Source organism: Microbispora oryzae, assembly GCF_017896165.1.
Taxonomy (GTDB): domain Bacteria; phylum Actinomycetota; class Actinomycetes; order Streptosporangiales; family Streptosporangiaceae; genus Microbispora; species Microbispora oryzae.
Window position 1 is genome coordinate 208877 of sequence record NZ_JAFCNB010000009.1, and the last position, 25036, is coordinate 233912.

Sequence of the window (25036 nt, forward strand, 5' to 3'; positions counted from 1 at the left end):
GGCGTCCCCGCCACGTGAGCGGTATCGCGGCCGTCGTCCTGGTGATGCTGGCGACGCTGCTGATCGGCGCGTTCGGCCTGCGGATGGCGCGCACCACGTCCGACTTCTACGTGGCCTCGCGCACGGTCTCGCCCTTGTGGAACGCCTCGGCGATCGGCGGCGAGTATCTGTCGGCGGCCTCCTTCCTCGGCATCGCGGGGCTGATCCTCACGTTCGGCGCGGACATGCTGTGGCTGCCCGTCGGCTGGACGGGGGGGTACCTCGTGCTGCTGGTGCTCGTGTCCGCCCCGCTGCGCCGCTCGGGCGCCTACACCCTGCCCGACTTCGCCGAGGCCCGGCTGGAGTCGATGGCCGTGCGGCGGTTGTCGAGCGTGCTGGTCGTGGTGATCGGCTGGCTCTATCTGATGCCGCAGTTCCAGAGCGCCGGTCTGGTGTTCCGCACGATCACCGGCGCGCCGGCCTGGGCGGGGAGCCTGCTGGTCGCGGGGGTGGTGGCGACCAACGTGCTGTCGGGCGGGATGCGGTCGATCACGTTCGTGCAGGCGTTCCAGTACTGGCTCAAGCTGACCGCGCTGGCGGTGCCGCTGGCGTTCATGCTGATCGTGTGGTGGGGGGACGGCTCGCCCGCGCTTCCGCCGGGCGACGACTGGATCCTGCCGCTGCACGGCCCGGAGCACCCGGTCTACGAGACGTACTCGCTGATCCTGGCGACGTTCCTCGGCACGATGGGGCTGCCCCACGTGCTCGTCCGCTTCTACACCAACCCCGACGGCCGGGCGGCCCGCCGGACGACCCTGGTCGTGCTTACGCTGCTCGGCGCGTTCTACCTGATGCCCGCCGTCTACGGCTTCCTGGGCCGCGTGTACGGCCTGCCGGCGAGCGACACGGTGGTCATCGGCCTGCCGGGCCGGCTGGTCGGCGGGCCCGTCGGCGACCTGCTGACCGCGCTCGCGACGGCCGGGGCGTTCGCGGCGTTCCTGTCGACGTCGTCGGGGCTGACGGTCTCGGTCGCGGGGGTGATCGCACAGGACATCCTGGGCGGCGGCGTCCGGTCGTTCCGGGTGGCCACGGTCGTGGCCGTCGTCATCCCGTTCGCGCTGGCCGGGGCGGCCCGGTCGCTGCCGGTCGCGACCGTGGTCGGGCTGGCCTTCGCGGTGGCCGCGTCGTCGTTCTGCCCGCTGCTCGTGCTCGGCATCTGGTGGCGCAGGCTCACCACCGTCGGAGCGGCGTGCGGGCTGCTCGCCGGGGGCGGGCTCGCCTGCTTCGCGGTGGTGACGACGATCGCGGGCGGGCCGCGCTCCGGCTGGGCGGAGGCGCTGCTGGCCCAGCCGGCCGCCTGGACGGTACCGGTGTCGTTCACCGTCATGATCGTGGTGTCCCTGCTCACCCCATCGCGGGTGCCGCGGGGGGTCGCCCGTACGATGGTGCGACTCCACACCCCCGAGACGCTGGACGTCGACCGGGGCGACTGGCATCCGCGCTTCATGTGACGCGTTTCCTGTGACGGCCGTCCGGACCGCTCGGCGCACATAACCGACCATTCATCGCATGTAGTACCCACGTGAACGAATCAGCGGTACGGCTCGGCGACCCGGCCGCCCGGGGGTCTCGTGCCGGAGGGGTGGCACTCCTAGCGTGAGGTGATCCGCATCACTTTCATAGGAGGCCATGTGACCGTTCAGCATGACGCATCGGTCTATGAGCAGATACAGTCCAGCGACCAGTTCCAGGAGCTGCGCCGCCGGTACCGTTCCTGGGCCTTCCCGATGACCGTCGCGTTCCTGGTCTGGTACCTGCTCTACGTGGTGCTGTCCGGCTTCGCCCGCGGCTTCATGGGCACCAAGCTCTTCGGCAACATCAACGTGGCCCTGGTATTCGGCGTCCTGCAGTTCGTCTCGACGTTCCTGATCGCCTGGGCCTACTCGCGGCATGCCGCGGCCAAGCTGGACCCGCTCGCGGACGAGCTCCGCAACGAGGCCGAGGGGAAGGCCCAGTGAAGCACGAGACCCTCTCCACCATCCTGTTCGTGGTGTTCGTCGCGGGAACGCTCGCCATCACGTACTGGGCCAGCCGCAACACCAGAAGCGCCGCCGACTACTACGCCGGCGGCCGGTCGTTCAGCGGCGTGCAGAACGGCCTGGCGATCGGCGGCGACTACATGTCCGCCGCGTCGTTCCTCGGCATCGCGGGCATCATCGCCCTGTCCGGCTACGACGGCTTCCTCTACTCGATCGGCTTCCTCGTCGCGTGGCTGGTGGCGCTGCTGCTGGTCGCCGAGCTGATGCGGAACTCCGGCAAGTACACCATGGCCGACGTGCTGGCCTTCCGGATGTCGCCCCGGCCGGTCCGCACCGCCGCCGGCGTGTCGACCATCGTGGTCAGCATCTTCTACCTGCTCGCCCAGATGGTGGGCGCGGGCGCACTCGTGGGCCTGCTGCTCGGCGTCACCTCCAGCTCGGGCAAGGTCTGGACCATCATCGCGGTCGGCCTCCTGATGATCATCTACGTGGTCTTCGGCGGCATGAAGGGCACCACCTGGGTGCAGATCGTCAAGGCCGTGATGCTGATGGTCGGCGCCGCCCTCGTCACCCTGCTCGTCCTCGGCAAGTACGGCTTCAACCTGTCCGGCCTGCTCGGCGACGCCGCCGCGCAGAGCGGGAAGGGCGCGAACTTCCTCGCCCCCGGCCTGAAGTACGGCACGGCGGCCCAGGGCACCTGGGGCAAGATCGACCTGATCAGCCTCGGCCTCGCCCTGGTGCTCGGCACAGCCGGCCTGCCGCACGTCCTGATCCGCTTCTACACGGTGCCGACCGCCAGAGACGCCCGCAAGTCGGTCCTGTGGGGCATCGGCATCATCGGAGTGTTCTACCTGCTCACCCTGGTCCTCGGCTTCGGCGCGGCGGCCCTGGTCGGACACTCCAACATCGACAAGTCGGGCAACACGGCGGCGCCGTTGCTGGCGGGCGAGGTCGGCCGGCAGATCTTCGGCGACGTCGGCGGCACGGTCCTGCTGGCGATCATCGCGGCGGTGGCGTTCGCCACGATCCTCGCGGTGGTGGCCGGTCTGACCCTGGCCTCCTCGTCCAGCTTCGCCCACGACCTGTACGCGCACGTGTTCAAGCGGGGCGAGGCCACCGAGCGCCAGGAGATCGTGGTCGCCCGGGTCGCGGCGTTCGTCATCGGCGCGGTCGCGATCGCGCTGAGCATCTTCGCGCAGTCGCTCAACGTGGCGTTCCTCGTCTCGCTCGCCTTCGCCGTGGCCGCGTCGGGCAACCTGCCGGCCATCCTCTACAGCCTGTTCTGGAAGCGGTTCAACACGGCGGGCGCCGTCTCGGCGATCTACGGCGGTCTCATCTCCGCCCTGATCCTCGTGATCTTCTCGCCGGTCGTGTCCGGCGCGGAGACCGCGATGTTCCCCGACGTCGACTTCCACTTCCTCCCGCTGTCGAACCCGGGAATCTTCTCGATCCCCATCGGCTTCCTCTGCGGCTACCTCGGCACCGTTCTCAGCAAGGAGTACAACGCGGCCAAGTACGCCGAGATCGAGGTCCGCTCGCTCACGGGTCTCGGCGCGGAGCAGGCCGGTACGCACTGATCCACCCGCCCCGTCTGTGATCACGCCTGTGATCATCCGTTTGTGACCGCCCGGCCGCGCGCAGCACGCGCGCGGCCGGGCGTCCGCTTTCGCGGGAGCGCAGATTCACCTGACCTTTCCGTCATGGTGTTGGGACCCCCGGTGTGGTTAGTGTCTGGCCTGTGGACGGCCCCATCCAGACCGCCAAGGCGTGGTCGCGCCCCCGGAAGCGGCAACCGACGCCGGACGCCCGCGACCCCCGCGACGGCGACCCCCGCGACGGCGACCCCCGCGACGGCGACCCCCGCGACGGCGACACGCGTGAGGGCGACTCCCGCACCCGCATCCTCGACGCGGCCGAGGAGCTGTTCGCCGGCGGGGGATACGACGCCACTCCGACGGCCCGGATCGCAGAACTAGCCGGGGTGCCCAAGGGGCTGGTCTTCCACTACTTCCCCCGCAAGATCGACGTGCTGATCTCGCTCGTCGACGAGCGAACGGTCGTCACCGACGACGAGGTCGAGGCGGTGCCGGGAGACCCGGCGGGGACGCTGTCGCGGCTGGCCCGGCGCCTGCCGCTGCGGGCCTCTCCGGCCATGCGCCGCATCCTGTTCCGCGAGGCCGACACGCACCGTTCGGTCCGGGAACGGCTGGGCGGCCTCAACGCCGAGATCATCAGGCGGGCCCGGTTCGCCCTGGAACTCGCGCTGCCGGGCAGCCGCGGCGACGCCGCTCGCCTGGAGGCCGCGGCCGCGACGTTCGCCGCCGTCCTCCTCTACCAGGAGAGCCTCTGCCTGCTGACCGGCCACCACATCGACCCCGACGCCGTGGCGGAGCTCATCGCCCACGCGCTCGGCTGAAATGCGCGGCTGAAATCCACGGCTGGCTCAGGCGGGGACCTTCTCCGGCGGCGCGGCCGGTTCGGGGGAATCGTCGGCGGCCAGCCGCAGGAGCTCGTCCATCCCGTCGCGCAGATGGCCGATCAGCGTCCACACGTCGGGCACCTTGGTCGGGCACGCCACGATGCCGAAGTCGAGCCGGCCGTCGTACGACGCGCAGGTGACGCTGATGCCGCCGGTGGCGTCGGTCACCACGGAGAGCGGGTGATACGACAGCATCCGCGCCCCGCACATGTAGAGCGTGCTGCGCGGGCCGGGCACGTTCGAGACGATCAGGTTCACCCCGGCCCCGGCCATTCCGGCGAGGCGGAAGAGCAGGGGGGTGGCGAGCGTGGAGACGGCCGTCGGCACCATGGCGCAGACGTCGTTCAGCCAGCTCCGGCGCGAGACGGCGAAGCGGCGCTTCGCCGTGGCCATCGCGGCGCGCGTCGCCGCCAGCCGCTCCCGCGGGCAGCCGACGTCGGTGGCCAGCGGTGTGATCATGGCGGAGATGTGGTTGCCGATCCCGTCGCCGCCGCCCTGCCGCAGCGCCACCGGGACGGCCGCCACCAGCGGCCGCTCGGGCAGGGCGTCGTGGTCGAGCAGCCACCGGCGCAGCGCCGTCGAGCACAGCGTCATGACGACGTCGTTGGGCCCCATGCCGAAGGCGCGGGCGACCCGCCGGACCTCGTCGAGCGGGAGCGACCCGAAGGACACCGCGCGCTCGCCGGAGATGGGGCCGTTGAGCGGCGTGCGCGGCGCCACGAGTGAGGGCGTGTGCGGCAGCGCCCGGGAGTCGCCGGAGAGGGCGCGGGCGGCCTGCGCGACGATCCGCGCGTCGGGCAGCGCCGACACGATCGGCATCGCGTCGAGGTCGGCGGCGGTCCTGACCAGCGAGCACAGCGTCTCAACCGGCTGCACCACCGATCGGGCGACGGCGCCCGCCAGCATCCCGAGCAGCCCGGGGGCGGTCTCACCGGCCGACGGCGGCGTCCGGAGCACCGGACGGGGATCGGGGGAGGGGTCCAGCAGCGTGACCAGCAGCTCCGATCCGGACACGCCGTCGATCGCGCAGTGATGCACCTTCGTGTAGACAGCGACCCGGCCGCCCGAGAGCCCGTGGATGAGGTGCGCCTCCCACAGCGGCCGCGACCGGTCCAGCCGCCGCGCGTGGATCGCCGCGACCAGCTCGGCGAGCCGCGCGTCGTCGCCGGGAGCGGGCAGGGTGTGCTCGTAAACGTGGGCGTCCAGGTCGAAGTCGGGATCGTCCACCCAGTACGGCCGATCGAGCCCGAACGGCACGTCCACCAGCCGCGTCCGCAGCGGAGCGGCCAGGTGGAGCCGCTCGCGCAGCAGGCCGATCAGGCAGCGGCGGCTGACGGTGCCGGACGGTGCGCTCGACGGGTCGAGGATCGCGACCCCCGCCACATGGGCGGCGGTCGTCGCCGATTCCACGCTCAGGAACTGCGCGTCGAGTGCCGTCAGCTGCCGCATGGCCGTCCTTCCTGCTCGCCCCCCGGAGTGGCCATCATCACGGCGTGCTGTTACCGGGACATTTCTCTGCCATCTCCTGCAGACACCCCTTGGCCCGCGCTCGGATCACCCCTGTTCACGATCCGTTTGGCCGGGCCGGCTGCGGGGTGACATTCCCAATCACGGGCCGACGGTAACGGCCGCCGGACGATCTCGCCGTAGAGATGGGCCATGGTGTCGTATGGGGTGGGCAAAGCCGTATGCCGGCCAAGGCGCCGCCGGTCAGCGTGGACGGCTCCGCTTGCCCTCCAGGTGGGCGAGCAGGCGCTCGACCGGCCAGGTGTTCACGACGTCGTCCGGGGTGAGCCACCCGCGCTGCGCGATGCCGACGCCGTACCGCTGGTGGTCGAGGTGCGGGATGGCGTGGGAGTCGCTGTCGATGGAGAACTTCACGCCGTGGTGGCGGGCCAGCCGCACCAGGTCGGACGGCAGGTCGGCGCGGTCCGGGTAGGAGTCGATCTCCATGATGGTGCCGGTGCGGGCCGCCGCCCGGAAGACCGCATCCCAATCGGCGTCGACCGGCGGCCGCTTGCCGATCTTCCTGGTCGTCGGGTGACCGATGACGTGGACGTACGGGTTCTCGCAGGCGGCGACGAACCGGCGGGTCATCTCGTCGCGCGACTGGGTGAAGTGGGAGTGCACCGAGGCGACGCAGACGTCGAAGCCGGCCAGCACCTCGGCCGGCCAGTCGACGGACCCGTCCGGCGCGATGTTCAGCTCGGTGCCGTGCAGCAGCCGCATGCCGGGGTAGCCCGCCTGCGACTCGGCGAGGCGGGCCCGCTGGTCGAGCGCCTTGTCGAGGGTCATCCGCTGCATGACGAGGTCGGGGGCGTGGTCGGTGACGGCGTAGTAGGCATAGCCGCGCTTGGCGGCGGCGGCCAGCATGTCCTCCAGCGACGCGATCCCGTCGGTCAGGTCGGTGTGAGTGTGCAGGTCGCCCCGCAGATCGCCCGTCTCGACCAGCCGGGGAAGCTCGCCGCGCAGCGCCGCCTCGACCTCCCCGCCGTCCTCACGCAGTGTGGGCGGCACCCACTCCATGCCGAGGGCCCGGTAGACGTCCTCCTCGGTCTCCCCGGCGACGAGGTGGTCCTCGCCGTCGAACAGGCCGTACTCCGACAGCTTCCAGCCCTTCCTGACGGCCATCTCCCGGATGCGGACGTTGTGCTCCTTGCTGCCGGTGAAGTAGACCATCGCCGCCCCCCACGACTCGGCGGGCACTAGGCGCAGGTCGACCTGGAGGCCCCGGTCGGTGCGGACCGACGTCTTCCGCTCGCCCTTCGCGACGATCTCGGTGACGAACGGCAGCCGCGCGAAGACGTCCATGAGATCGGGCGGGGCGACGGCCAGGATGTCGATGTCGCCGATCGTCTCGCGCATCCTGCGCAGCGAGCCGGCGTGGGCGATCCGCTCGGCCGGCAGCGCGGCGACGACCCGCTCGGCCAGGTCGGTGGCGACGCCGAGATGCACGCGCCCGCCCGACCGCTCCATCTGCTCGATGCCCCTGAGCAGGTTCTCCGCGGTCTTGGCGCCGAAGCCGCGCAGACCCGAGAGCCGCCCGGCCCTGATCGCCTCGGCCAGCGCCGCAGGCGAGTCGACGCCGAGCTCGTGGAAGAGGAACAGCGCCTTCTTCGGCCCCAGCGACGGCACGCGGGTCAGCCGCCGCACCCCCTCGGGAACCCGGGTGCGCAGGTCGTCGAGCTGACGGAAACTGCCCCGCTGGAGAAACTCCTCGACCTTCTTGGCGATCGCCTCGCCGACCCCCGGGATCGCCCGGACACTGGTCTCACGCAGATCCTCGGGGAAGCCCGCGATGGACTTGGCCGCCTTCTGGTAGCTGCGGACCCGGAACGCGTCGCCGCCGTTCAACGCGAACAGCTCGGCGTACTCCTCCAGCGCGGCCGCGGCCTCGTCGTTCGCCCGTCCCATGGAGGTCAGCGTACGCGGTCCGGCCGACACGATCAGGCCCCACGATCAGACCCCACGATCAGACCCCACGATCAGACCCCACGATCAGACCATGGAGAACGGCTCCGCGTAGACGAACGCGCCGCGCGGCGCGCGGGACAGGACACGCACCTGGAAGTGGGGAGCCCAGGACGGGTCCGGCGGTGTCACGCCGTGCTCGCCGGCCGGCTCGAAGCCGAACCGCGAGTAGTAGGCGGGATCGCCGAGCAGCGCCACCATCGGCTCACCCAGCGCCTCGGCCGCGCCCAGGACGGCGTGCATCAGCGCCGAGCCCACGCCGCGGCGCTGATGGCCGGGGTGGACGCTGAGCGGCCCGAGGCCGAGCGCGGGCTCGCCGCCCACACGGGCGCGGCTGCACACCACGTGTCCGGCGACCTGTCCGTCCGCCGCCTCGGCGACGAGCGAGAGGGCCGGCAGCCATCCCGCGTCGGCGCGCAGTGCGTCGACGAGCAGCGCCTCCGCGGGCGTCTCACCGGGACGCCTCGCGAAGGCGGCGCTCGTCACGGCCCGTACGGCGTCGGCGTCCGCCGGGGTCTCACGTCTGATCAGCACGGGCCCAGCCTCCCGCGCCCGGCGGACGGCGGCAACACGATCAGAACGGGACAGGCTGGAACCGCACCGGCTAGAACTGGACCGGCCGGGCCTGGTAGGGCTCCTCCAGGTAGGCGCGCTCCTTGTCGGTGAGCGAGAGCTCCAGGGCGGCGAGCGCGTCGTCGACGTGGTGCTCCTTGGTGGCGCCGACGATGGGGGCGGTCACCCCGGGCCGGCCGAGCAGCCAGGCGAGGGCGAGGGTCGCCGGGGCCACGCCGCGCTCGGTCGCCGTCTCGGCCACGCGGGTGAGCACGCCCTCGTCGCCGGGGCCGCCGTACAGCTGCTGCTGCCGGCCCCCGTCGTCCACCTGGCGGGTGGTGTCTGCCGCGGTTCCGGCGCGTGCGAGCAGGCCGCGGGCCAGCGGGCTCCACGGGATGAGCCCGACGCCCTGGTCGAGGCAGAGCGGGATCATCTCCCGCTCCTCCTCACGGTAGAGAAGGTTGAGGTGACCCTGCATCGACACGAACCTCGTCCAGCCGTTGCGCTCGGCGACGTGCTGCGCCTTGGCGAACTGCCACGCCCACATGCTCGACGCGCCGATGTAGCGGGCCTTCCCGGCGCGGACGACGTCGTGCAGCGCCTCCATCGTCTCCTCGATCGGCGTCTCGTCGTCCCAGCGGTGGATCTGGTAGAGGTCCACGTAATCGGTGCCGAGACGGCTGAGCGAGGCGTCTACGGCCGACATGATGTGCTTGCGCGACAGGCCGTAGTCGTTCTTCCCCGCGCCCATCGGGAAGTAGACCTTCGTGGCCAGCACGTAGTCGTCGCGCCGGGGGAAGATTTTCCGTAGCAGGCTGCCGGTGATCTCCTCGCTGACGCCGCCCGAGTACACATCGGCGGTGTCGAAGAAGGTCACGCCGCCCTCGGCCGCCTTGCGCACGATGGGCTCGGCCTGCTCCTCGTCGAGGACCCAGCCGTTCCACGCGACGGGATCGCCGTAGCTCATCATGCCGAGGCAGATCCTGCTGACCTTCATACCGGTGGTGCCAAGCCGTACGTATTCCATAAAACTCACCCTATTTCCTGTGCAACCGCCACCGTGCGCGGAGGTCCTGGTGGTCGCGGGGCGGCCGTTCCGGGGAGGGCAGGAAGAGCGCCCGGATGGCCGTCGCCGCCGGACGAGGGGGCCGATTTCGGTCACTCGAAAGCTCTTACTCATTCAGGGGGAGTGAAGACGTGGAAGCCGCGAACTATGTGACGCGCACGCTCGCCGCGTTTTCGGGACACGGGGAAAGACCTGCGCGGGTGGCGTGTCACACGCTCGGCGTCCGGCTGGTGGCCGTGTAGCCGGGCCCGGCGACCGAGGGCTGGCGCACATCCTCACCGACGCCAACCCGGTGGCGGTCGTCTTCGACCCCCGCTGCGAGACACCGGGCCCGGCGATCCCGGCGCTGGCCGGGCCGGACGTCCTCGCCTCGTTCTTCGGCCTGCTGGCCCTCGGCGCCACGCCGTCGGTGCTGCCCGCGCTCTTGGCGGCGCTGCAGGACGGCGCGGGGTACGAGACACGGCTGCGGTCCATCCTGAAGGCCATCCGCCCAGGTGGAGCTCAACGCCAGGACCGGTATCCCGGTGCGGAACCTGACAGTGGTCGGCGGCATGGGCCAAGGCAGGCCCACTGTGCTCGTCGTGGCCGAGCAGGATTTCCCCGGCGAACTGACGGAGAGCGTGGACGCCGTACGGGGCTTCACCGGATCGGGTACCCGCCTCAAGATCCTGCGAGCGAGGAGAGGGACGATCCCGCGCTCGGTCGAATGTGGCGCGACGCACGCCTGGCCCGGCTCGGTGGCGGAAGCGACGAAATGATGTGGGAGCTGGTCGCGAGCGGGCTGGTTCCCGATTTCCAGGACTACGAAGACCAGGTCGACCTCGCCATTGGGAGTACGCCATGAATGCCCTCAAAACCCTCGAAGACATCTACCGGGACATCAAGCGCATCCGCCGGGAGATTCACCCGTCGGATCGCCTCGTTTAGGACCTCGAAATCGACTCGCTGGCATCGGTCGAACTACTCCTGGCGGTCGAGGAGCGTTTCGGGGTCACCCTCTTCAACGACGAACGAGCCGCACGTGTGAGCACCGTCGGAGACCTGATCGCCCTCCTCGAGACCACTCCGGTACGCGACCGGTTGTGATCAACTCGCCGTGCGGCGGCGGCAGCTACGGCCGCGATAGCTGAGCCATCATTGGATCATGGCCAACCTGGTTGTGGAGATTCACGTCCCGCTGCACGAGGTCGAGACCCTGCCGGAAGGCGCCTACGCCTTTCCGTGGATCGACGAGATCGATGAGTTCCTGTTCGAGATGGAGGAGCAGGGGCAGGCGGAGATCTTCGACGACAGCGAGGAATTCGGAGACCTGTACGTCTTCTTCATCACCGGCGCGGACGAAGAGACCCTCCTGAGGGTCGCCTCGCGTGCGGTGACTCTGGATCAGGTGCCTCACGGTGCCTTCGCCATGGTCACCGACGATGAGGCCGGGGAGTTCGGCTTGGGGCGGCGGGTGGACCTGCCTTCGCCCTGATGCGTCCGGTCGCGGGCGTTCCGCCGAAGGCGCGACCGTAAAGTACCTCCGCCCTTCGGGCTTCGGTGTCTTGTCGGATGATGGGCATGGGTATGGAGCCTGAACCGAGGCTGCGAGGCGTCGGAGCGAGCTGGGAGGGATCGATCCCATGCCGGACGCATTGAAGTCGGTAAATCTTTTCTTTGACGCGTGCAACGCGCACGATCTGGACGCGGTCGCGCGCTGCTACACGGAAGACGTGATCTTTGTAACGCCCAGCGGGCAGGCCGAGGGCTGCGATCAAGCGCTCTCGCACCACGCGGTGATATGGGACGCGTTTCCGGATGAGAGCTTCACGATTCTGCATACGATCGCGCAGGGCGACGACGTCGGCATGGCGGTCCTCATCACGGCCACGCACACCGGCCCGTTGCTCCTCGCCAAGGGCGAGATCGCCGAGCCGACCGGCCTGCGCGTGAGTATCCGGTCCTGGTGGACGTTCTCCGTGCTGGAAGGCCTGATTGAGAGCCATCAGCTTTATTGGGACCAACTGGAGATGTACGCCCAGCTAGGACTCACCTACTCCCCAGCCTGAGGGTGCTCCACCCTGCCTCGGGCAGCGCCCGCCGTTGACCACCTGCCGGCAGGGCCGGCCGCGCGGGCGGGGGCCGTTCAGCGCGGGATGACCCAGCCCGGTGCCCAGGTCCCGGCGGCGTCGTGGCCGGCCGCTGTGGCGGCGAGGTGGGCGCGGAGGGTGGCCAGCGCCGGGTGGGGGTTGTCTCGGTGCCAGAGGAGCGAGTGCGGGTAGACGGGCGTCGGACCGGTCACCGGGACGCGGCGCAGGCCATGGCCGGCGGGCCAGATCAGGCGGGTGTGCTCGCCCATGAAGGTGGCCAGGGCCGGGGTGTCGGCGATGGTGTCGAGGAGCGCGTCGGAGCCGAAGTTGGGGCCGGTCGCCTCGATGGTGAGGCCGAACTCGGCGACGAGGTCGTCGTAGTAGGCGGCCCACTCGGTGCCGGGGGCGATGCCGGGCATCCAGATCCGGTGCCCGGCGAGCTCGGCGACGGTCACCGACCGGGCGCCCGCCAGCGCGTGCGCGGGGCCGATGAGGAACTGGAGCGGCTCGTCGAGCACCCGGACGGACTCGATGTCCTCGGGAAGGGGCCGGCCGGGCACGGCGACGGCGCGGAAGGACGCGTCGATCGCGCCGGATCCGATGGCGGCGACAGCCGTGTCGACGTCGAACAGCATCACCACGTCGAGCTCGATCTCGGGGTGCGCGCGGTGGAAGCCGCGCATCAGGCCCGACGCCGCGCTGCGCGACGCGACGACGTCGACGCGCAGCGGACGGCGCCCGGTGCGCACGGACGTGACGGCGCGCTCGGCGACGCGCAGCAGTTCGCGCGCGTGGGGCAGGAACGCCTGCCCGTCGATGGTGAGCTCGGCGCCGCGCGGCGTTCGGGTGAACAGGCGTACGCCGAGGTCGCGCTCCAGCGCGGCGACGCGCTTGGAGACGGCCTGCTGAGTGATCGACAGGTCGGCGGCGGCCTTCTGGAACTGACCCGCTTCCGCGACGCCTACGAAGGTGCGTACGGCTTCGAGATCCACGCCGGTTCACCTTAGTGAACAACCAATGGTTGTGAACAGCCGCCGAGGCGGTTGTTTGACCTCCTGTCGTGCCGCTCGCTTAGCTCTCACCGGTCAACGTCGGTTCGTTCGGCAAGACATCGAGGGGCGCGCTGAGCATGGTGGGCAGGAGACGGCTGGGCCGGCGGTTCGGCTGGTTGTGGACGGCGTACGCGGTGAGCGCCTATGGGTCAGGGCTGGGGTTCGGGGCGTTCTCGCTGATCGCCGTGCTGGCGTTGCGGGCCGGCCCCGCCGAGGTGTCCGCGTTGTCCGCGATGGGGCCCGCGGTGGGCGCACTGTTGGCGGTTCCGCTCGCGCCGTGGGTGGAGTTCCGGCGTAAGCGCCCGGTCATGATCGCTATGGACCTGACCCGGTTCGCGGTCATGGCGACGATCCCGATCGCCTACGCCTTCGGCCGGCTCGGTTTCGTCCAGCTGCTCGCGACCTCGGCCGTGGTCGCCGCAGCCAAGATCGCCTTCAACGCGGCAAGCGGCGCCTACCTCAAGGCCATCGTCCGGCCGGATGACCTGCTCGTGGCCAACGCGCGGTTTGAGTCCACCAACTGGAGCTCCATCGCGGTGGGGCCACCGCTGGGCGGGGCGGCGATCGGCCTGTTCGGGCCGGTCGCCACTGTGGTGGCCGACGCACTCAGCTACCTGTTCTCCGCGCTGGCCATCACCGCGATCCGCGGCCGGGAAGGCCGGGAAGACCGGGAAGACCGGGAAGACCGGGAAGAAACGCCGCGAAGGACCGGCGAGCGTCCGGTCCGGGCGGGCGCGCTGCTTGACGGCTGGCGGCACATCATGGGCCATCCCGCCTTGCGGGCGCTCTACGTCAACAACATGCTCGTCGCCGGCCTGATCATGGCGACCGAGCCGGTGCTCGCCGTGCTCCTCCTCCGCCAGCTCGGGTTCCCGCCCTGGCAGTACGGCCTCGCCTTCGCGGCCCCTTGTCTCGGCGGACTCATCGGCTCCCGGCTGGCCCGTCGTGTCGTGGCCCGCCACGGCCGGCAGTGGGTCTTCAGGACCGTCGGCACCCTGCGCGCGATCTGGCTGATCGGCCTGGTCTTCGTCCGTCCCGGCGTCGTCGGCCTCGTCACCGTGATAGCCGTCGAGCTGGCGATCATCATCAACATGAGCCTCTACACCCCGGTGCTCGCCACCTACCGGCTCGAGCAGATCCCCAGGCATCTCGTCGCGCGCACCCTGTCGGCGTGGTCGATCGGCCAGCAGGCGTCCATCGCCGTTTTCACCGCGCTCGGCGGGCTGCTCGCCGACGTCACCGGCCCGCGCACCGCTCTCGCGGTCGCGGGACTGCTCATCCTGACCACCCCGCTCCTGCTTCCCCGCCGCGACCATACGCCGCGAACGCCGCGGCACGAGCCGGAAGCGGCCCGTAGCCACCCATGACACGCGGCGACTCGCCGCTACGGCCCGCAGGCCCCCGTCGCCCGGCCCTTCCTCCGATCGGACGTCAGGCCACGACGTCGACGACGACCTTCCCGATGGCCGTGCCGTTCTCCACCGCCCGGTGCGCGTCCATCGCGGCGGCGAGGTCATAGCGGTTCTCGTCCAGCAGGGGACGCAGCTCGCCGGCGTCCACCAGGGCCGCGGCGGCGCGCAGGATCTCACCGTGATGCTCACGGCCCTGGCCGGTCAGCATCGGCAGCAGTGTGAACACACCCGAGTACGTCGCCCCCCGGAACGACAGCGGCGCGAGCGCGTGGGTGCCCCAGCCGAGCGAGCTGACGACGTGGCCGGTGTAGGTGCGCACCGCCTGGAACGAGGCGTCCAGGACCGGGCCGCCGACCGTGTCGTAGACGATGTCGAACCCGGCGCCGCCGGTGTGCTCGGCCACATACTGCTCCACGGACGTGGTGTCGCGGTCGATCGGCGTCGCTCCCAGGCGGCGCACGATGGACGCCTTGGCCGCGGACGTGGTCGCGAACACCTCGGCCCCGCGGGCGGCGGCGATCTGGACCGCCACGGCACCCACGCCGCCGGCGCCGCCGTGCACCAGGACCTTCTGACCGGCCCGCACCGCGGCCCGGTCAACCAGCCCCTCCCACGCCGTGATCACGGCCAGCGGGAGCGCCGCGGCCTCGCGCATCGAAAGACCGGTGGGCTTGCGGGCGATCAGGCGGGCGTCGACCGCCGCGAACTCGGCCAGCGACCCCTGCAGGTCGCCCACGCCGCCGGTCAGGCCGTACACCTCGTCACCGGCCGCGAAGCCGTTCACGCCCGGTCCCGTCTCCACCACCTGCCCGGCCAGGTCGACGCCCAGCACGGCGGGCAACCGCACACGGGCGTGCGCCGCCCGGCCCGCTCTGATCTTCGTGTCCAGCGGGTTGACCCCACTGGCGTGCACCCGCACCAGCACCTGGCCCGGCCCGGGCACGGGCCGGGGGATCTCCCGGAGGCGGAGCGGGTCTCCGAACTCTTCCAGCACCATCGCACGCATCACGGCACCTCACTCATCCTTCGCGCATTGTTTCCAGTGGCGGCCTCTCCGCAACTAAACGAACAGACTAGTTCGTCCGATTAAGGCTCGACAACCGGGTGTGGCCCTGACGAAACCGCTGATGACACCGGCTGACGCAAACCTTGATGGGGCCGTTAACGAAACGGACTAGTCTGTCTGGCATGGCGACGCGCGTACGCAAGACGAACACCGAGCAGAAGATCCTCGACACGGCGGCGGGTCTCTTCCACCGGCACGGCCTGCGCGGAGTGGGGGGCGACCAGGTCATCGCCGGCTCCGGGGTGGCCAAGTCGACGTTGTACGCCCACTTCCGCACCAAGGACGACCTGATCGCCGCCTACCTGCGGCGTACGGACGACTCCTGGATGGGGCGACTGCGGGCGGCGGCCGAGGCGGCCGGGCCGGAGCCGGCGGAGCAGCTGGTGGGCCTGTTCGACGCGTTGCTGGCCTCATTCGACCGGCACGGTTTCTTCGGCTGCCCCTTCATCAGCGCCGCCGTCGAAGCCGAACCCGGCTCACAGGCCCACGCGGCCACCGTCGCCCACGTCCGGCGCCGCCAGGAGTGGCTGACGGGCATGGCCCGCAGCGCCGGAGCCGGCGAGCCCGCGGCGCTGGCCGCGCATCTGGGGCTGCTGATCGACGGCGCCCTCGCCGCCGGGCGCCTGCTGCAGGACCGCGCGGTCGTGGACGACGCCAAGGCGTCCGCCCGCGCGGCCGTCCTGGCCCACACCGCACAAACCAACCACACCACCCGGGCGCCCTCCGCCTGACCGTCAGCCGCGTGGCCGGAGGCGGAGGCGGCGCGGGTCACTCCGACAGGTCGTCGAAGCCGTCGAACTCGCCGAAGGCGGCGCCGTACCGGACGCAGACCATGCGCGCGACCGCCTCGTGCGCGCCGAGCGGCGCGGCGCAGCCGGCCCCGATCGTCTCGGCCGCCGTCGTGATGCGCTCGTGGTCGGCCTCGGGGCCGATGACGTACGGCACCATGGCCAGCCGGTTGGCGCCGATCTTGCGCAGGCGCTCGGCGGCGTCGCGGACGGTCGGGACCCCGTCGAGCGCGGCCGGGACCACGGGCAGGGTGAGCCGGGCGGCCAGCAGGACGGCGGTCGCGTCGGCGCCGCGGGCGGCCTCGTCGCCCCCGGCCGTGGCCACGATGATGCCGTCCACCGGTGAGGTGACGTTGAACAGCCGCATGCGGTCGGCGCGGGCCAGTCCGGCCTCGGCGAGCCGGACGTGCAGCGCCTCGGCGAGCAGGGGATGCGGGCCGAGCGGCTCGGTGATCTTCACCGCGGCCTCGCTCTGCGTGACGGCGTCCCGTACCGCGCGCAGCACGCGTGGGTGCGGCCCGGTGACCAGGGGGACGACGACCGCGGCCGGGCCCTGCGCGGGGCGCTCCGCCGCGATCGACGTGAACTCCTTGGTGAGATCGGCGCCGCCGTCGGCGAGCGAGACGATGCGAAGGTCGATCTGTGGATTGTCGATCCGCACGATGGAGGCCACCTCGGCGGCCACGTCCGCGGCGGCCTCCACCTGGACGCCGGCCTTGCCCGGCACGGCCAGGACGAGCGCGGGCGCGTCGGGCGGCAGGTCGGCCGGGAGCGGTCGTCGGTGGCGGCCGGTCCCGGGCCGGGACGAGCGCTCCCGGATGGGAAGCTTCGGCGGGTCCTCGTGACCTTCGTTCACATCGGCGGATTCTAGGGCGAATCCGGCCGAATCGCGGAACCAACTCGCACCTTGTTGCCGATGGGTGATCTAGTAAGTCGGTGCGGCCGTTACTCGATCACGTTCGAGACTACCCCCCGGACGGCCGATCCGGCGGCGATGCGCGACCTGGGCCTCCGGGCGACAGGCCGGGCCGGATGTGCGATCGTGCGGGGAGTTCCCGGAGGGTATGGCGGGTGAGCAGCGGGTGATCTCGGTATTCGGCAGCGCCAACATGGACCTGGTGGCGTACGTGACGTCGGCTCCCTCCCTGGGGGAGACCGTGATGGGGCGCGCATTCCACACCGTTCCCGGAGGCAAGGGCGCGAACCAGGCGATCGCCGCCGCCAGGGCGGGGGCACGGGTCGCGTTCGCCGGCGCGGTGGGGGACGACGCGTTCGGGACGGAGCTGAGGGCCGCCCTCGTGGACGCGGGCGTCGACACCGGCCTGCTGCGGGTCGTGCCGGGGCCCTCGGGCGTCGCCCACATCGTGGTCGAGGACGGCGGGGCCAACTCGATCATCGTCATCCCCGGGGCGAACGGCACCGTGACCGGGCCGGACGAGGAGGCCGCCGCGGTCATCGGCCGCTCCCGGGCACTGCTCCTGCAGCTCGAACTGCCGATGGCGGCCGTGGTCGCGGCCGCCCGGCTGCCCGGGGCCGAGGTGATCCTCACCCCCGCGCCGGCCGTCCCGCTGCCCGGCGAGCTCCTCGCGGAGGTCGACCTGATCATCCCCAACGAACACGAGGCCGCGGTGATCACGGGGGCGGCCGATCCCGGTGAAGCGCTGGAGGCGCTGCTCGACCTGGTGCCCGAGGCCGTCGTCACGCTCGGCGCGGACGGCGCGATCTACGGCTCCCGTGACGGCACCCGGCTCAGGCAGCCCGCCGTACCCGTCGAAGCGGTGGACACCACCGCCGCGGGCGACACGTTCGCCGGCGCGCTCGCCGTGGCGCGGGCCGAGGGACTCGACGCGCGGCACGCGCTTCGGTTCGCCACCGCCGCGGCGGCGCTGTCGGTGCGGCGGCGGGGCGCGAGCCCGTCGATGCCGAGCCGCCGGGAGATCGACCGCGCGCTGGCGCGCCCGGAGGACGCCGGGTCCCTTGGGGGCGCACATGGAGCTTCATGACCTGTCGGGCGGCGACGGCGTCCTCGCCCGCGTGGAGGCGACCGCGCGCCGCGCCCTCACCCGCTACGGCGTGTCGCCGGACGCGGACGTGACGCTCCTCAACGTGTCGGAGAACGCGGTCTTCCTCGTGGAGGACGCGCATGCCCGGACCATCCTGCGGGTCCACCGGCTCGGTTACCACTCGGCGGAGGCGATCGCGTCGGAGCTGCTGTGGCTGGACGCGCTGCGCTCGGACGCCGGGATCCGGACGCCGCGGGTCCTGCCGGCCGGCGACGGGACGAGGGTCGTGCCGGTCGCCGGGCCGGGGAACGAGACCCGGCACTGCGTCATGTTCGAGCTGCTCCCCGGGGCCGAACCGGCGATGGACCGCGTGGCGGAGGACTTCGAGGTCCTCGGCGAGATCACCGCGCGGATGCACCGGCACGCCCGCTCCTGGGCCCGGCCCGCGTCGTTCACCCGCTTCCACTGGGACCTCGACGCGGCGTTCGGCCCGGCGCCCCGGTGGGGACGGTGGCAGGACGGCGTGGGCGTCGACCGCGAGGCGCGGGCCGTGCTGTCGCGGCTGGAGGCCGAGCTGCGCCGGCGGCTGGAGCGGTACGGCCGGGGCCCGGACCGCTACGGGCTCATCCACGCCGACCTGCGCGCGGCCAACCTCCTCGTCGACGGCACAGGCGGCACAGACGGCAAAGGTGACGCGGCGGGCACGAGCGTCATCGACTTCGACGACTGCGGGTTCGGCTGGTACCTGTACGACCTCGGGGCCGCCGTGTCGTTCGTCGAGCACGACCCGCGGGTGCCGGAGATGGTGGAGTCATGGTTCCGCGGCTACCGCAAGATCGTCGACCTGCCGGCCGACGACGAGGCGGAGGCCTGGACGTTCGTCCTGCTCCGCCGTCTCATGCTCGTGGCCTGGATCGGCTCCCATCCGGCCGCCGCCGGAGCCGGCGAGCTCGGCGCCGGATACACCGAGGGAAGCTGCGAGCTCGCGGAGCGCTATCTCGGCGGAGCGTCGCGCGCGGGCCGCTGACGTCGAGAGCCCGGCCGCGCGGAACGGCCCCGCGTAATGTTGGCCACATGACGCTTGAGGTCGACGGCAGGGCGCTCAAGATCACAAACCCCGACCGCGTGGTGTTCCCGGAGACCGGGCACACCAAGGGCGACCTGATCGCCTTCTATCAGGTGGTGGGGGAGGGGGCGCTGCGCGGCGTCGAGGGGCGCCCGGTCATCCTCAAGCGCTTCGTGCACGGCGTGGGCCAGGAGGCGTTCTTCCAGAAACGGGCGCCCGCCAGGCGGCCCGACTGGGTCGGCGTGGTGGAGCTGCGCTATCCCTCCGGCCGTACCGCGGAGGAGGTCGTCGTCACCGGCCTCGCCGTGCTGCTGTGGACGGTGAACCTGGGGTGCGTCGACCTCAACCCCCACCCGGTGCGCGCGGTGGACCTCGATCATCCCGACGAGCTGCGGATCGATCTCGACCCGGTGCCCGGCGTGGACTGGGACCAGATCGTGCGGGTCGCCCTGGTCGCCCGTGAAGTGCTGGAGGAGCACGGGCTGACCGCCTGGCCCAAGACCTCCGGCTCGCGCGGGTTCCACGTCTACGCCCCCATCGAGCCGCGCTGGGCCTTCGCGGACGTGCGGCGGGCCGCCGAGGCCGTCGCCCGGGAGGTGGAGCGCCGGGCGCCGGACGTCGCCACCAGCCGGTGGTGGAAGGAGGAGCGCCGGGGCGTGTTCGTCGACTACAACCAGAACGCCCGGGACCGCACCGTCGCCTCCGCCTACTCGGTCCGCCCGACCGGCCTCGTGTCCGCCCCGCTGCACTGGGAGGAGGTCGCGGAACGCCGCCCCGAGGAGTTCACGCTCGTCACGATGCCCGACCGGTACGCCGAGGCGGGCGACCCGTGGGAGGGCATGGAGGCGGCGGCGGGCCGCCTCGACGGGCTCCTCGACCTGGCCGCCGCCCAGGGGCCCCGCCCGGCCGGCCCCAAGGGCGAGGGACGGCGCCGGCCGACCAGGCCGCTGATCGAGATCGCGCGGGCGGAGACGAAGGACGAGGCGCTGGCGGGCCTGGAGCGGTGGAAGGCCCGCCATCCGGAGGTGACGGCGCGGCTCGAACCCGCCGACGTCCTGGTCGACTCGATGCGGGGACGCAGCTCCACGTGGACCCGGATCCGGGTGAACCTGCAGAACGTGCCCGAGGCCGAGCGGCCCGCCCAGGAGCCCCTGGAGGTCGACTACGACCCGTGGTCCCGCCGTTAGAGACGGCCGGCGGCCAACGGAAAGTCATGGAAAGGAACCGGTCAGTTCGGTCGATTTCGGGATCAGATGCCCATATGGCCGGGTACGGGGAGCGTCGTTCACACATCGTCACCGCGGAGGTGTCAGGTGCTGGACCGTACCGCCGACGACATGGCGCGGAGCACGCCGTACGAACCTCCGGACGCGGTGGAACGACTGGCGGCGGCCCTCCCGGGACGACTCCGCGACGCCCTTCCCGCGGTCATCCGCACGGGCAGCCCCTGGCCCGTCCGGGTGGACGTCCTCCTGGACGAGGGACTGACAGAAGACGACGTGGAGTCGTGGGCGCGCGCGGTCTCCGTCCTCGGCTCGGGCGGCGACGCCCTCGACCTCGCGGTGCGCGCCGGCCGGGTCGTGGGCGTGCGGGGGCGGGCCGGCGACCGGGTGAACCACGGGCGGCTCGACCCGAGGGAGCGGTACGCCTGGCCGGCGGGAGGCGACCCGGCCCACCGGCTGACCCGTCCACTGGTCCGCGAGGGCGGCCGGCTCGTGGAGACGACGTGGGACGACGCGATGGACCGTCTCGTCCGCAGGTCGCGGGACCTGCTCGCCGAGCCGGGCGGCTGGGGACGGTTCGGCTTCCACACCGGCGGACGGCTGCTGCTTGAGGAGCACTACACGCTCGCGGTCATCGGCAAGGCGGGCATCGGCACCCCGCACATGGACGGCGACACGCGATGGGACGGCGCGGCGGCGTCCGCGGCCCTGGTGGCGGGCTTCGGCTGCGACGGGCAGCCGGGCTCGTTCGCCGACGTGGACCACTGCGACGCGATCGCGTTGTGGGGACACGACGTCCCCGCCGCCCACGCGGTGCTGTGGGAGCACGTCCTCGACCGCCGCCGCGGAGCGAGCCCGCCCGCCCTGGTCGCCGTCGGCGCGGCGGGCACCCCCGTGGCCCGGGAGGCCGACGTCCACCTCGCCGTACGCCCGGGGACGAACGTCGCCCTCATGAACGGCCTGCTGCACGAGCTGATCGCGGGCAACAGGTACGACCCCGCGTACGTCGCCGCGCACACGACCGGCTTCGACCGGCTGTGGCGGGTGGTGGAGGCGTACCCGGCCAAACGCGCGGCGGAGATCTGCGCCGTGCCCGCGAGTCTCATCGAGCGGGCCGCCGAGGTCATCGGCGGCAGCGCGCGCCTGGTCTCCGCGGTCGGGCCGGGTTTCCACGCGTCGAACCAGGCGACGGCCGCGGCCTGCCAGGTCGACAACGTCCATCTGCTGCTCGGCATGCTGGGCCGGCCGGGGGCGGGGATCCTGCAAATGAGCGGGCTGCCGTCCGGCCGCAACGCGCTGGAGACGGGCGCCGCCGGCGACCTGCCCGGACTGCGCAACTGGGCCAATCCGCGGCACGTGCGGGAGCTGGCCGACCTGTGGAACGCGGACGCGCGCGTGATCCCGCACTGGGGGCCGTCCACCCATGCCACCCAGATCTTCCGGTACGCCGAGGAGGGCTCGATCGGGTTGTTGTGGATCTCGGCGTCCGATCCGGTGACCCGGGAGCCCGCCCTCGCCCGGGTGCTGCGCCGCCCGGAGCTGTTCGTCGTCGTCCAGGACGTCCACCTGACCCCCACCGCGCGGCTCGCGGACGTCGTGCTGCCGGCCGCGGCGTGGGGCGAGCGGACCGGCACGGTCACCGCCGCCGACCGGACGGTCCACCTGTGCGAGAAGGCCGTCGACCCGCCCGGGGAGGCCAGGTCCGACCTCGAAATCCTGCTCGACTACGCCCGCCGGATGGGTTTCCGCGACCGGGACGGCGGGCCCCTGATGCGCTGGGAGGATCCGGAGTCGGCCTTCGAAGCGTGGAAGGCCTGCTCCCGGGGCCGCCCCTGCGACTACACCGGGATCACCTACGACCGGCTCCGCGCGGGCGGCGTCCCGTGGCCGTGCGCGCCGTCCAGCTCGCACGGGACCGAGCGCCTGTACGCCGGGGGCCGGTTCCCCACCGCTCCGGAGCACTGCCAGTCGTACGGGCACGACCTGGCGACGGGGGCCGAGCTCGGCGCGGAGCTCTACCACGCGGGATCACCGGCCGGCCGCGGCGTGCTGCAGGCCGCGGACTTCGAGCCGTCGCCGGAGGTCACGGACGAGGAGTTCCCGCTCGAACTGACCGTCCGCCGGATCCCGCCGTCCGACGGACCGGAGGAGGCGGAGGAGAAACCGGTCCTGGAGGTCCATCCCGCCGACGCGGCCCTGCTGGGGCTGCGGGACGGCGACCCGGCCGTGGCGGCCTCGCCGCTCGGCCGGATCGAGGCGCGGGCCCGCCTGACCGGCACGCGCCCGGGAGCGGTCGTGCTCTCGCTGGGCTCCGGCGTTCCTGCCGAGGTCGCCCTGGCCGTGCGGGAGATGACCACCACCGGCTGGGACCCGGTCTCCCGCACCCCGCTGCGGACCTCGGCCGCGGTCCGCCTGTCGGGGACGGGCGCGGAACCCGCGGCCGTGGAGAACGGAGAAGGCGGGGAGGGCAGGGAGGGCAGGGAGGGGCTCCGGTCCGCCGCGTCCCGGTTCACAAGGGTGCTGCCCGCCGGTGGGACGGCCGTCGGGACGGCAGGGGCGGCCGCAGAGGACGGGGCCGTCCCCGGTGCCCTGGATCCGGGGGTGCCCGCGGCCGCGGGCGGCTCCATCGAGGCTGTGGAACGGTTCGAGGGGGTGTGATGCAGCTCGCCCACTACCTGGGCCTGCTCCACCGGTCGCAAAGTGAGCTCGCGGAGGCGTTCCGCGCCATCAGGCGGGGTCATCCCCGTGAGCCGGACCTCTCCGGGGTGTGCGAGCGGCTGGCGGCGCAGTGCCACGACCAGGCCTACCGGCTGGAGCCGTTCCTCCGCAGATACGCGGTCGACGCGGCGGCCGAGCAGCCGGAGCGTCTCCATGTTCCGTTGTTCTCCGGGGCGCGCAGCGGAGGTCTGGGATTACTGCGGGACCTGCACGACCTCTATCTGCTCGCGACGGAGTGCGAGGTGTCCTGGACGCTGATCGGGCAGGCGGCACGTGGCGCCAGAGACGAGGAGCTGATCGATCTGGTGCGGCACTGCGGTCAGGAGACGGCCGTCCACCTGCTGTGGCTGCGCACCCGGATGCGTCAGGCGGCCCCCCAGGTGCTCGCCGTCCCGTCCGGATGACCGCCCTTCGGGCGGCCCGGCTGCGCGGGTAAACGAAACGGCGGGCACGCGTTTCGCGTGTCCGCCGTCGGTGGGAAGGAGTGGGCGATACTGGGATTGAACCAGTGACCTCTTCCGTGTCAGGGAAGCGCTCTCCCGCTGAGCTAATCGCCCGTGTCCCCGGAACGAGCCGGGATCCGAGCGGAAGACGGGATTCGAACCCGCGACCCTCACCTTGGCAAGGTGATGCTCTACCACTGAGCCACTTCCGCACTCGCCACCTGGGCTTCACCCGGCGGCGCGTGCTCAACTCTAGCGGATTCCCGGGGGTCCCGGTGCCGCATGTCGAGGTGGAGACGGGATTTGAACCCGTGTGCGCGGCTTTGCAGGCCGCTGCCTCGCCTCTCGGCCACTCCACCAGGGTGAGGACCCAGGCCGTTCACCCTGGCGGGGTGATCTTCTGCCGTCGGGTCGCGCCGTGGGACGGATCGGGCGATCGCCCCAGGTCACGAGCAGCACATTAGCCGCCGTTCCGGCTCGTTGTCGCGGCCTCGCACAGCACCCGTACCAAAGTCGTGCGGTGTGCGGACAAGCCGTTGACCTGACGCCGGGGCGCGCGGAAGATCGATGACGAACCGGACGAGGGAGGGGTATGCCATGGCCAAAGTACTGATGATCACCGGCGACGGCGCCGAGGACCTGGAGGTCATGTATCCGTACCAGCGCCTGCTGGAGGAGGGGCACGAGGTCACCCTCGCCGCCCCGACGGCGAAGCGGCTGCAGTTCGTCGTGCACGACTTCGTGGACGGCTTCGACACCTACACGGAGAAGCCGGGGCACGCCTGGGCGGCGGACGCGGCCTTCGCCGACGTGCGCCCCGAGGAGTACGCGGCGCTGGTGATCCCCGGCGGCCGGGCGCCGGAGTACATCCGCAGCGATCGGGACGTCCAGGAGATCGTCCGGCACTTCGCCGACGCCGGGAAGCCCATCGCGGCGCTGTGCCACGGGCCGCTGGTGCTGGCCGCCGCCGGCGTCCTCAAGGGGCGGGAGAGCAGCGCGTACCCGGCCTGCGCGACGGACGTGGAGCTCGGCGGCGGGACGTGGATCGACAGCGAGGCCCACGTCGACCAGAACCTCGTGACCGGGCGCGCCTGGCCCGACCACCCCGCCTGGATGCGCGAGTTCGTGAAGATGCTCCGGGCCGCGACCTCCGCCGAGTGATCCCGCGTCCTTACGGATCCGCCCCGGCCCGCCCCTCTCGCCGTTCACTCGTGGCGAGGGCGGGCCGGACGCGTTCCGGGGGTCGTGGGGCGACTGTGGCGACTGATCCTGCCCGATATCGGGCAAGAACGTTGGTAATCGGCGTCATTGCTGCGTTAGGGTCCTGCTCTGTGTCAACGGCACGGCATCCCTTCGAGGATCTGATCGGCCATCTCACCCGGACCACGTCTCTCGGCCCGGGGGAGGCCGCCCGTGTGGTCGCCGACGTGCTGGCGTACTTCGGCGAGCCCGCGGAGGAGTACGTGCGGCGCCGTCATGGCGAGCTCAAGTCGAGGGGGTTGACCAACGAGCAGATCTTTCCCCGGATCGCGGCCGAGCTTTCCGGCCGGCGTGTCACGGCACCGGAGCTGTCCCTGCGCCAGCTCCGCCGAATCGTTTACGGATAGGAG

At 71.9% G+C, this 25036-nt stretch carries 24 protein-coding genes and 3 tRNA genes; 17 read left to right on the forward strand and 10 right to left on the reverse strand.

Annotated elements, in window-relative coordinates; genetic code table 11:
- The first annotated feature begins 14 nt into the window (after positions 1 to 14).
- From JOL79_RS18425 to JOL79_RS18440, 4 genes are all read left to right on the forward strand, one after another.
- Positions 15 to 1490, forward strand: a complete 1476-nt coding sequence (locus tag JOL79_RS18425) for a sodium/solute symporter (protein ID WP_307848597.1) — start codon at positions 15 to 17, stop codon at positions 1488 to 1490.
- A 180-nt stretch (positions 1491 to 1670) separates the two neighbouring features.
- Positions 1671 to 1997, forward strand: coding sequence for a DUF485 domain-containing protein (locus tag JOL79_RS18430; RefSeq protein ID WP_210157063.1), 327 nt, complete (start codon positions 1671 to 1673; stop codon positions 1995 to 1997).
- Entirely contained in the window at positions 1994 to 3595 is a 1602-nt protein-coding gene (locus JOL79_RS18435; RefSeq protein WP_210157064.1) for a monocarboxylic acid transporter, read from the forward strand. Before JOL79_RS18430 ends, JOL79_RS18435 begins: the two co-directional genes overlap by 4 nt.
- A 161-nt stretch (positions 3596 to 3756) precedes the next feature.
- Positions 3757 to 4434: a TetR/AcrR family transcriptional regulator gene (locus tag JOL79_RS18440; RefSeq protein WP_307848598.1), complete on the forward strand. Its 678-nt coding sequence runs from the start codon at positions 3757 to 3759 to the stop codon at positions 4432 to 4434.
- Positions 4435 to 4461: 27 nt separating this feature from the next.
- Here JOL79_RS18440 and JOL79_RS18445 read toward each other — a convergent pair whose 3' ends face one another.
- The 4 genes from JOL79_RS18445 to JOL79_RS18460 form a co-directional block, all read right to left on the reverse strand.
- Positions 4462 to 5946, reverse strand: coding sequence for a WS/DGAT/MGAT family O-acyltransferase (locus JOL79_RS18445; RefSeq protein WP_210157065.1), 1485 nt, complete (start codon positions 5944 to 5946; stop codon positions 4462 to 4464).
- Positions 5947 to 6207: 261 nt separating this feature from the next.
- A complete protein-coding gene (gene polX, locus JOL79_RS18450) occupies positions 6208 to 7911 on the reverse strand; it encodes a DNA polymerase/3'-5' exonuclease PolX (RefSeq protein ID WP_210157066.1) in 1704 nt (567 codons plus the stop codon).
- Between the two features lie 84 nt (positions 7912 to 7995).
- On the reverse strand, positions 7996 to 8502 hold the full coding sequence (locus tag JOL79_RS18455) for a GNAT family N-acetyltransferase (RefSeq protein WP_210157067.1): 507 nt from the start codon (positions 8500 to 8502) through the stop codon (positions 7996 to 7998).
- Positions 8503 to 8572: 70 nt separating this feature from the next.
- Complete coding sequence (locus JOL79_RS18460) at positions 8573 to 9547, reverse strand: aldo/keto reductase (RefSeq protein ID WP_210157068.1); 975 nt, start codon at positions 9545 to 9547, stop codon at positions 8573 to 8575.
- Positions 9548 to 10110: 563 nt separating this feature from the next.
- Between JOL79_RS18460 and JOL79_RS18465 the strand changes: the two genes are divergently transcribed.
- The 4 genes from JOL79_RS18465 (at position 10111) to JOL79_RS18480 (ending at position 11634) form a co-directional block, all read left to right on the forward strand.
- Positions 10111 to 10344 carry a hypothetical protein gene (locus tag JOL79_RS18465; protein ID WP_210157069.1) on the forward strand — a complete coding sequence of 78 codons (234 nt, stop codon included), beginning with the start codon at positions 10111 to 10113 and terminating at the stop codon, positions 10342 to 10344.
- A 178-nt stretch (positions 10345 to 10522) separates the two neighbouring features.
- Positions 10523 to 10672 carry an acyl carrier protein gene (locus JOL79_RS35810; protein ID WP_210157166.1) on the forward strand — a complete coding sequence of 50 codons (150 nt, stop codon included), beginning with the start codon at positions 10523 to 10525 and terminating at the stop codon, positions 10670 to 10672.
- Positions 10673 to 10730: 58 nt separating this feature from the next.
- Positions 10731 to 11060: a hypothetical protein gene (locus JOL79_RS18475; protein WP_210157070.1), complete on the forward strand. Its 330-nt coding sequence runs from the start codon at positions 10731 to 10733 to the stop codon at positions 11058 to 11060.
- A 148-nt stretch (positions 11061 to 11208) separates the two neighbouring features.
- Positions 11209 to 11634 carry an ester cyclase gene (locus JOL79_RS18480; protein WP_210157071.1) on the forward strand — a complete coding sequence of 142 codons (426 nt, stop codon included), beginning with the start codon at positions 11209 to 11211 and terminating at the stop codon, positions 11632 to 11634.
- A gap of 77 nt (positions 11635 to 11711) precedes the next feature.
- Here the strand turns inward: JOL79_RS18480 and JOL79_RS18485 are convergent, their stop codons facing one another.
- Positions 11712 to 12647 carry a LysR family transcriptional regulator gene (locus tag JOL79_RS18485; RefSeq protein WP_210157072.1) on the reverse strand — a complete coding sequence of 312 codons (936 nt, stop codon included), beginning with the start codon at positions 12645 to 12647 and terminating at the stop codon, positions 11712 to 11714.
- 137 nt (positions 12648 to 12784) lie between these two features.
- Between JOL79_RS18485 and JOL79_RS18490 the strand changes: the two genes are divergently transcribed.
- A complete protein-coding gene (locus tag JOL79_RS18490; RefSeq protein WP_210157073.1) occupies positions 12785 to 14074 on the forward strand; it encodes an MFS transporter in 1290 nt (429 codons plus the stop codon).
- A 64-nt stretch (positions 14075 to 14138) separates the two neighbouring features.
- Here JOL79_RS18490 and JOL79_RS18495 read toward each other — a convergent pair whose 3' ends face one another.
- Positions 14139 to 15125: a zinc-dependent alcohol dehydrogenase family protein gene (locus JOL79_RS18495; protein ID WP_210157074.1), complete on the reverse strand. Its 987-nt coding sequence runs from the start codon at positions 15123 to 15125 to the stop codon at positions 14139 to 14141.
- Positions 15126 to 15307: 182 nt separating this feature from the next.
- On the opposite strand from JOL79_RS18495, the gene JOL79_RS18500 reads away from it, so the two are divergent.
- A complete protein-coding gene (locus JOL79_RS18500) occupies positions 15308 to 15916 on the forward strand; it encodes a TetR/AcrR family transcriptional regulator (protein WP_210157075.1) in 609 nt (202 codons plus the stop codon).
- A gap of 37 nt (positions 15917 to 15953) precedes the next feature.
- Here JOL79_RS18500 and JOL79_RS18505 read toward each other — a convergent pair whose 3' ends face one another.
- On the reverse strand, positions 15954 to 16829 hold the full coding sequence (locus JOL79_RS18505; protein ID WP_307848599.1) for a sirohydrochlorin chelatase: 876 nt from the start codon (positions 16827 to 16829) through the stop codon (positions 15954 to 15956).
- 208 nt (positions 16830 to 17037) lie between these two features.
- Between JOL79_RS18505 and JOL79_RS18510 the strand changes: the two genes are divergently transcribed.
- The 5 genes from JOL79_RS18510 to JOL79_RS18530 all read left to right on the forward strand — a co-directional run bounded on the left by JOL79_RS18510 (position 17038) and on the right by JOL79_RS18530 (position 23387).
- Positions 17038 to 17976 (forward strand): ribokinase, encoded by a 939-nt coding sequence (locus tag JOL79_RS18510; protein WP_210157076.1) that lies wholly within the window; start codon positions 17038 to 17040, stop codon positions 17974 to 17976.
- Entirely contained in the window at positions 17963 to 19003 is a 1041-nt protein-coding gene (locus tag JOL79_RS18515; RefSeq protein ID WP_210157077.1) for a phosphotransferase enzyme family protein, read from the forward strand. Before JOL79_RS18510 ends, JOL79_RS18515 begins: the two co-directional genes overlap by 14 nt.
- A gap of 47 nt (positions 19004 to 19050) precedes the next feature.
- A complete protein-coding gene (locus tag JOL79_RS18520) occupies positions 19051 to 20229 on the forward strand; it encodes a DNA polymerase domain-containing protein (protein WP_210157078.1) in 1179 nt (392 codons plus the stop codon).
- A gap of 126 nt (positions 20230 to 20355) precedes the next feature.
- Positions 20356 to 22923, forward strand: a complete 2568-nt coding sequence (locus JOL79_RS18525) for a molybdopterin oxidoreductase family protein (protein ID WP_210157079.1) — start codon at positions 20356 to 20358, stop codon at positions 22921 to 22923.
- Entirely contained in the window at positions 22923 to 23387 is a 465-nt protein-coding gene (locus tag JOL79_RS18530) for a hypothetical protein (protein ID WP_210157080.1), read from the forward strand. Before JOL79_RS18525 ends, JOL79_RS18530 begins: the two co-directional genes overlap by 1 nt.
- Positions 23388 to 23468: 81 nt before the next feature.
- Here the strand turns inward: JOL79_RS18530 and JOL79_RS18535 are convergent.
- The 3 genes from JOL79_RS18535 to JOL79_RS18545 form a co-directional block, all read right to left on the reverse strand.
- Positions 23469 to 23540 (reverse strand) — tRNA-Val (locus JOL79_RS18535).
- Positions 23541 to 23566: 26 nt separating this feature from the next.
- Positions 23567 to 23638: transfer RNA gene (locus tag JOL79_RS18540), tRNA-Gly, on the reverse strand.
- A 76-nt stretch (positions 23639 to 23714) separates the two neighbouring features.
- Positions 23715 to 23785 (reverse strand) — tRNA-Cys (locus tag JOL79_RS18545).
- Positions 23786 to 24023: 238 nt separating this feature from the next.
- Between JOL79_RS18545 and JOL79_RS18550 the strand changes: the two genes are divergently transcribed.
- Positions 24024 to 24587 carry a DJ-1/PfpI family protein gene (locus JOL79_RS18550; protein WP_210157081.1) on the forward strand — a complete coding sequence of 188 codons (564 nt, stop codon included), beginning with the start codon at positions 24024 to 24026 and terminating at the stop codon, positions 24585 to 24587.
- A gap of 170 nt (positions 24588 to 24757) precedes the next feature.
- Positions 24758 to 25033, forward strand: coding sequence for a hypothetical protein (locus JOL79_RS18555; protein WP_210157082.1), 276 nt, complete (start codon positions 24758 to 24760; stop codon positions 25031 to 25033).
- Positions 25034 to 25036 lie beyond the last annotated feature (3 nt).